Origin of the sequence: Kitasatospora sp. SUK 42, from assembly GCF_015776785.2 — a bacterium.
In the GTDB taxonomy this organism is placed as follows: Bacteria; Actinomycetota; Actinomycetes; order Streptomycetales; family Streptomycetaceae; genus Kitasatospora.
Map to the genome: position 1 here is coordinate 10,499 of NZ_LFMD02000006.1, position 7,067 is coordinate 17,565.

The window sequence follows — 7,067 nt, forward strand, 5'->3', positions numbered from 1 at the left end:
GCAGCCGCGCCTCCGGTGGCACCGGGCCGTCCGTGCCCGACGCCGACGGGCGGACTCGGCCAGGCAGAACGCCGCTCGACGGGTCCCCAGGTCCCGCCGCGCCGGACGGACCGCTCGGCACCACCGCGATCGGGGCGGCGGTCGGCGGCGTCGGGCCCGCCTGCGCCGACGGGCGATCGGCCACCGGCCGGTTCGCCCCCTGTTCCGACGACCGCCGGGTACGGGCACGTTGCAGCGCGGCCACGGCCCTGCGTGCCGCGCCCGGAGCGGGCGATGGGCCCGGCGCCGGAGCCTCCGGCGACACCGGCTGTCCGGCGGCGGTACGGCCGTCCTCCGTGCTCGGCGAAGGCCGGGTACGGGCACGTTGCAGCGCGGCCACGATCCCGCGTACCGCACCAGGAGCGGGCGATGGGCCCGGCGGCACCGGCTGTCCTTCGACGGCACGGCCGTCCCCCGCGCCTCGCGAACGCTGCACGGCCGAAGCCTCGTGCGCCACGCCCGAACCCGGCGAATGGCCGGGCGCCGAAGTCCCTCGGGGCACCGGCTGTCCGCCGACACCCCGCGCGCTCGGGTGCCGCGGAGCAGCGGCAGGACCGCTCCGCCGGGAGGCAGGCGCCACCGGTTCCGCCTCCGGCCCGGCGGCCGAGTCGCCGTCCGTTCGCGGAGGGAGCGCCCTGGGCCAGACGGCCGGCACCACGGGCGGGGCGGGCGCCGGGCGGGCGCCGGTGCCGGTCGCGGGCGGCGTCGGCAGGGCGGCGAGGGCGGACCTCATCCGTCGCTCGCCGATCAGCCCCCGCCTCTGGCCGGTCAGTTGCACGGCTCGTTGCACGCCCCAGCCACCGGTCACCGGCCGCGCCGAGACCATTGGAGCACCGCCGTTTCCGAGCACGGCACCGCCCTGGTCCCGGGCACCGGCAGAGCGGGTCCGGGCCGCAGGGGCAGTCGACCGGCGCGCGGCACCCGGTCCGCGCTCCGGGCCGGTGCCGGTGGACGGGGTGTCGGGCTGCGCCGCACGCGCGGGCGCCGGTCCGCCCGTGCCTCGCTCCGCACGCGCGGGCGCGGCCGGGCCGCCATCGTCGGTCCGGGGAGCGGCTGTTGACACCGTCGGGCCGTCGCCGGGGCGCCGGACGGCACGCTGCACGCTCGGCCCCTCGCCCGCCGGAGCAGCGGCAGCGGTGGGCAGCGGGCTCCGTGCCGCGGTATTCCCGGTGCCGCCGAGTGCGGCTTCGCCTGCCGCCGGTCCCACGATCCGCCGGACCGGCCCGCGCCCGCCGAGCAGCGGTGCGGTGCGCCCCGGCGTTGCCGCCGTCGGCGGAAGTGCGTCGAGGGGCGCGCCCAGGCCTCCACGGGTGCGGTCGGAACCGGGCGACGGCGGTGTGTCCTCGGAACCGCCGGCCCCGGAGGACGTGTGCTGAACAGGCTCACGCTCGGAGCTGGACGATGCCGGAGCCGTACGCGCGCGCCCGCTCCCGGACGCCGCACGCTGAACGGACGCCCCGCCAGCCGACCCCCGCTCGGCGCTGGACGCCCCCGCAGCCATACGCCCGCTCCCGGACGCCGCACGCTGGACGGGCGCTCCACCAGCCGACCCCCGCTCGGAACCGGGCGATCCCGCAGCCGTACGCGCGCGTCGGCCGCCGGCGGTCTCGCGGTCCCCGCTGTCGGACGGCCGCACGCCGTCGAGCCCGCCCGCCTCGGTTCCGGTGGATCCGGCGTCGGCGCGGACGACCGGCATGGCCGACGGACCCGGAGCGGTGTCAGGGGTCCGAGGACCGGCGGCGGCCACCGGTGCGGCGCTCGCGGGCATCGAGGTCAAGGGCGCGCCGAGCACCGGCCGGGCGGGCCCGGCGGCACGCTGGACCACCCCTCCGGCCTGCCTGCTCGGGGCGGGCGCGGCGGTCTCGCCGCTCCCGGGCGAGCGCGGACCGTCGACCGGTTCCGTCGCCACCGCGGGCCGCGCCGGATCCGCGTCCCGGCTCGGCGGCGCCTCGGGCACGGCCGCGGGCATCCTGTCCGGTCCCGGGACCACCGTCACCGGGCGCGCGGCCAGCGATCTGGGCCGCCGGGCCACGACCAGCGGTTCGCTCACGGGGCGCGGCCGCACCGAACGGGCCTGGCCCGCCGAACCGTTCCGGCCCGGGGAGGTGACGACCTCACCGGGAACCGCGTCACCGGGCAGCGCTCCACCCGGCGTCGGCGCACCGCCGCCGGTCTCGTCCGGCGCCACCGGCCGGTCGTCCCCGCCCGCCCGCGCCGCACCCGCCGCACGCGGTGCGGGGCGCTGCGCCACCGCCCGCACGGGCAGCCGCCGCATCCTGACGGACCGTTGCACCGGCCGCGGCCGCCGCGCCTGCCCCGACTCCGCCGGTCGGCCGGGCTGATCCTGATCCCCTGCCGCCCCCGCCTCTCCGGCCCCTCCGGCCCCTCCCGCCTCGAACGCTCCCGCGCCGACCGGCAGGACGAGCTCCCCGCCCGTGACGACGGCTGCCGGAGTGCCCGGCGCCGCCATCGCCCGCAGGATCCCCGCCGGAGCGGTCGGCAGGACGGCATGGCCGAGCGGCCCGCACAGCGAGGGGTCCTGCCATGCGGCGAGCCGGGACCGGAACCGCAGGCCGTCGCTGACCCCCGGCGCCGCCTCGGCCAGGGTCGGGACCAGCGGCCGCACCGCGCGCCAGCCGCCGTCCCCGGGGGCCGGGCGCCGCCGCGCGACGGGGCCGGGCCCGGCGGCCTCCACGCCGCCGGGCTCATCGCTCCCGGCGGCCGCGTCCGCCTTCCGGCGGCCGATCCAGTCCCGGAACCCCACCCGACTCACCCGCCTTCGCTGACACGGGTGTTGAGCCGTGCGATCTCACGCACCCACTGCCCGCGCTCGCGGTGGGTCAGGTCGAGGATGTCCTCCCGCTGCCAGTGGAAGTGGTAGGCGATGTACGCGATCTCCTCGTACAGCCGAGCAGGCGCGTACGTCACGATTCCCCCAGGCGCCCACCGGCGAGGTCGACCTCGAAGGCGCCGTCGCAGTGCGGGCAGGTCACCGCGGCGCGCGTGTGGCCTTCGCTGTTGATCCGCTGGTAGAGGTCCTGGAGGAAGGCGACGTCGGTGGCGTACATCCGCTCGACGATCCCGGTGTGGACGTCGGTGAGGTCGCCCAGCCGGGTGATCACGTGGCTGAGCAGCACGACACCGAGGTACGCCGGGTTCTCCTTGACCCTCAGGTCGATCTGCGGCATCAGTTCGTCGCGGGCGGTGGCCAGGCGCATGGTGCCGTGCCGGTGGACAGTGCCCTCGTCGTCGACGTAGCCGAGCGGCAGCTCGAAGTCGAACTCGGTGTGCGGCACCCGCCCGCGGACCCCGGCCGGCCCCGCCGGCGCCGATGGCTGCTGCGGCGGCGCGGTGGTCTGCGGAGCGAGGGCCCCGTCCAGCAGTTCGTCCAGGCCGATCTTTCGCCTCACTCGACCGTGATCTCCTCGAACACGATGGTCACGGTCTCCGTCGCGGCGCTGGACTCGCCCGCGGTGAGCGTGGGGCCCTCCCAGCGGCTGGCCCAGGCGTTGTTGAGCTGGATGCGCCGCAGGGTGGCACCGGTGGTGTCCTTGACCTCGATGGTGAGGTTCTGCCGCGCGGTGTTGATCGCCCCGTTGTTGAGAGTCTCCTTGATCCAGTTCGAGAACGCGCTGCTCTTGTCGAGACCGCGGGTGATCGTCACCTCGCCGGGCAACCGGGCGCCGGGCTGCTTGCGGACGATCAGTTTGCCCTCTTGGGTCACCTGCTTGTACTCGACGACGTCCTGGTCGACCGTCAGATTGCTGATCTCCTTGACGGACTCGACGTTGTAGCCGCCGAGTTGGACGCCGAAGATATGAGTGGAGAGCGGATCGCCTTCAGCCATGGGGTGCTGTCACCTTCCGATGCGATGGGTGCGGACCGGGCCGGTCACTCGTTGACGAGGCTCGTGCTGTCGGAGAACTGGGCCAGCCGGAACACCACGAACTCCGCCGGCTTCACCGGTGAGACCCCGATCTCGCAGATCACCTGGCCGAGGTCGATGGACTCCGGCGGGTTGTTGTCGCGGTCGCACTTGACGTAGAAGGCCTCGGCCGCGGTCTGGCCGAACAGCGCCCCGCGCCGCCACTCCTCGGTGAGGAACGCGGTGATGTTCCGGCGGATGCTGGACCACAGCCGGTCGTCGTTGGGCTCGAAGACCACCCACTGGGTCCCCAGGAGGATGGACTCCTCCAGGTAGTTGAAGAGCCGGCGCACGTTCAGGTAGCGCCAGGCCGGGTCGGAGGAGAGGGTGCGCGCGCCCCAGATCCGGATGCCGCGCCCGGGGAAGGCCCGTACGCAGTTGACGCCGATCGGGTTGAGCAGGTCCTGCTCGCCCTTGCTGAGGCGCAGCTCCAGGTCCACCGCGCCGCGGATGACCTCGTTGGCGGGCGCCTTGTGGACTCCGCGCTCGGCGTCGCTGCGCGCCCACACCCCGGCGACGTGCCCGCTCGGCGGGACCAGCACGTTGCGGCCGCTCGCCGGGTCGAACACCTTGATCCACGGGTAGTACAGGGCGGCGTAGCGGGAGTCGAAGCCCGCCTCCTCGTTGCGCCAGGTGCGCATCCGCTGGGCGTTCAGGCCGGGCGGCGGGTCGAGGACGGCTATCCGGTCGCCCATCTGCTCGCAGTGCGACATCACCGCGAGCTGGACGGTCCGCAGGCCCTCGTCGTCGAGGTCGCCGCGCTGGTAGGCGCTCATCAGGTCGGGCACGGCGACCATGGTGATCTCGTCGATCGCCTCCAGGCCGGCGAAGCCGGTGCGGGCCGCGGCGTCACCGACGTACTCGGCGGGGTCGAGCCGACCGGCGGGGGTGGTGGCCGGTGCGGCCGCCGGGGCGGCGGCGAGGGCATGGGTCGTGCGCTCGGGGCGGCTCGGCGCGGTGCCGGGCTGCTCGGCGACCGCGACCAGCTTGGACTCCCGCAGCTGGGTGACGACGTAGCCCTTGGTGTTCTTGCGGGTCGAGACGTCGTACGTCTCCACGACCTCGCCGCGGCGGACCAGCAGCCGGAACCGGTCGTCGGGGACGTTCTCGCCCTCCGCGTCGGCGATCTCGACGGACACCTCGCCGCCCGCGCCGGGCAGGGCCGAGAAGAGGAAGCCCGCGATCGCGACGGGCGCGGGCGCGCTGACCGCCGGGGCGGGCGCGCCGCCGGCCGCCTGCCGGGCCGGGTCGCCGACCCGCACGACGTAGGCGGAGCCGCCGCCGTTGGCGAAGAAGCCGTACACGGAGTGCGCCAGGTAGGTGCCCTCGGTGAAGCCGCCGAACCGCTGCACGTACTGGTCCCAGTTGGTCACCAGCGTGGGCTCGTGGAAGGGACCGGTCTCGGCGAAGCCGACGAACGCGGCGACGGCCGTGCCGACACCCTCGATCGGACGGGCACCGGACTGGACCTCCTCCACGTATACGCCCGGGGTGAGGTACGACGGCATTCGCGCTCCTTCGGGTGGGCCGGTCATTCGCCCCCGAGTCTGCTGCTCGGTGCCCTCCGGGGACATGTCCCGAGGTCCCGGACCGGGGGCAGCGACGCTGCCCCCGGCGGACACCCCGACGGGTACCGGCGGGTAACGCCTGCGGCGCCGGTCAGTTGGCAGCACCGGTCAGATGAAGGGCTCGGCGCCGAGGACGCCCAGCCACGGCCCGAACTCGCTCTCCAGCACCAGCCGGCCGAGCTTGCGGTACTCGCCGACCACCGCGGCGACCAGCTGCGCCATGCCCAGCGGGGTGCCCTCCCCGGCGGCCAGGTAGGCCGCGGAGACGGCGCAGGCCCGGATGGAGCCGCCGGTGAGCTCGAAGCTCCGGGCGCAGAAGTCCAGGTCGAGGTCGTCGCCCCGGGGCAGCCACGGCCCCAGGCAGCGGTCCCACAGCAGGCGCCGCTGCGCCTCGTCCGGCAGCGGGAACTCCGCGATGACGTCCAGCCGCCGGGTGAACGCCTCGTCGAGGTTGGCGCGCAGATTGGACGTCAGGACCGCGATCCCCTCGAACGACTCCATCCGCTGGAGCAGGTAGGCCGTCTCCAGGTTGGCGTGGCGGTCGTGGGCGTCCTTGACCTGCGAGCGCTTCCCGAACAGCGCGTCCGCCTCGTCGAACAGCAGGACGCCGTTCACCTGCGCGGCCTCGGTGAAGATGCGCTCCAGGTTCTTCTCGGTCTCGCCGATGTACTTGTCCACCACGGTGGACAGGTCCACGACGTACAGCTCCATGCCGAGTTCCGCGGCCACCACCTCGGCGGACATCGTCTTGCCGGTGCCCGACTCCCCCGCGAACAGGGCGATCACCCCGGCCCCCCGGCCGCCGCCGGGCCGCATCCGCCAGCGCCCGAGCACCTGGTCGCGGTGCCGGGCGCGCAGCACCAGCTCGCGCAGCCGGGCGGCGGTGGGGTCGGGCAGCACCAGGTCGGACCAGCCGACGGCGGGTTCGATCCGGCGGGCGAGGCGCGCCAGGCCGGCGGCGTTCTGCGCCCGTACGGCGGCCCGCAGGTCCTCCGCGTCGACCGGGCGCCCCTCGGCGGCCGCCGTCCGGGCCGCCACGGAGGCGGCCCGCTCCAGCTTCTCCTGGTCCACCCGGTAGGCGGCCACCGCCTCGGTCAGCCCGGCACTCAGCTCCTCGCTCAGCGGCGTACGGGCCTCGGCCAGCGCGCGGGCCCAGCGCTCGGCCCGCTCGCGGGCGTCCGGCGGCGGGACGGTGACCACCACCGGGCTCTCCCGCGCCCAGGCCGGGTCCCACACCTGCGGGCCGTGCACGACCAGCGGGACGCCGGCGAGTTCCGCGCACAGCTCGCGCAACAGGGCGGCCCGGTCCGGCCGTTCGGGTTCGAGGCGGTCCAGTGGTCCGAGCACCACCCCGCCCCCGCCCAACCGGGCCTCACGGGCGAGCACCCGTACGACGCTCCCCGGCGGGCGGGCGGCGAGTTCGGCGGCGTCGACGACGAGCGGCGGCGGGCCGTCGGCCGCGAGGGCGGCCACCGCCAGCGGGCCGGCGTGTCCGCCCCGGTCCAGCAGGTGCGGCAGACCCAGGCGGGGTCGTA

Annotated in this window: 6 protein-coding genes; 1 reads left to right on the plus strand and 5 read right to left on the minus strand. The window is 75.9% G+C overall.

Annotated elements, in window-relative coordinates:
- The first annotated feature begins 1,733 nt into the window (after positions 1-1,733).
- The gene (locus RZ50_RS21645; RefSeq protein ID WP_217680717.1) at positions 1,734-2,381 is read left to right on the plus strand and encodes a hypothetical protein; all 648 of its coding nucleotides are present in this window, start codon (positions 1,734-1,736) and stop codon (positions 2,379-2,381) included.
- A gap of 427 nt (positions 2,382-2,808) precedes the next feature.
- On the opposite strand, the gene RZ50_RS21650 is transcribed toward RZ50_RS21645, so the two are convergent.
- From RZ50_RS21650 to RZ50_RS21670, 5 genes are all read right to left on the minus strand, one after another.
- A complete protein-coding gene (locus RZ50_RS21650; RefSeq protein WP_167344238.1) occupies positions 2,809-2,967 on the minus strand; it encodes a DUF6760 family protein in 159 nt (52 codons plus the stop codon).
- Positions 2,964-3,449: a hypothetical protein gene (locus RZ50_RS21655; RefSeq protein WP_196950311.1), complete on the minus strand. Its 486-nt coding sequence runs from the start codon at positions 3,447-3,449 to the stop codon at positions 2,964-2,966. The genes RZ50_RS21650 and RZ50_RS21655 overlap by 4 nt, the downstream gene beginning before the upstream one ends.
- On the minus strand, positions 3,446-3,886 hold the full coding sequence (locus RZ50_RS21660) for a phage tail protein (protein ID WP_196950310.1): 441 nt from the start codon (positions 3,884-3,886) through the stop codon (positions 3,446-3,448). The genes RZ50_RS21655 and RZ50_RS21660 overlap by 4 nt, the downstream gene beginning before the upstream one ends.
- A gap of 44 nt (positions 3,887-3,930) precedes the next feature.
- Positions 3,931-5,472 (minus strand): phage tail sheath family protein, encoded by a 1,542-nt coding sequence (locus RZ50_RS21665; RefSeq protein WP_196950309.1) that lies wholly within the window; start codon positions 5,470-5,472, stop codon positions 3,931-3,933.
- Positions 5,473-5,640: 168 nt separating this feature from the next.
- A partial coding sequence (locus RZ50_RS21670; RefSeq protein ID WP_217680718.1) for an ATP-binding protein occupies positions 5,641-7,067 on the minus strand: 1,427 nt, incomplete at its 5' end.

Bases quoted from the DNA above. Each gene is read 5' to 3' on its own strand.
- RZ50_RS21660 (WP_196950310.1), bottom strand. From the start codon at position 3,886: ATGGCTGAAGGCGATCCGCTCTCCACTCATATCTTCGGCGTCCAACTC.
- RZ50_RS21645 (WP_217680717.1), top strand. From the start codon at position 1,734: ATGGCCGACGGACCCGGAGCGGTGTCAGGGGTCCGAGGACCGGCGGCG.
- RZ50_RS21665 (WP_196950309.1), bottom strand. From the start codon at position 5,472: ATGCCGTCGTACCTCACCCCGGGCGTATACGTGGAGGAGGTCCAGTCC.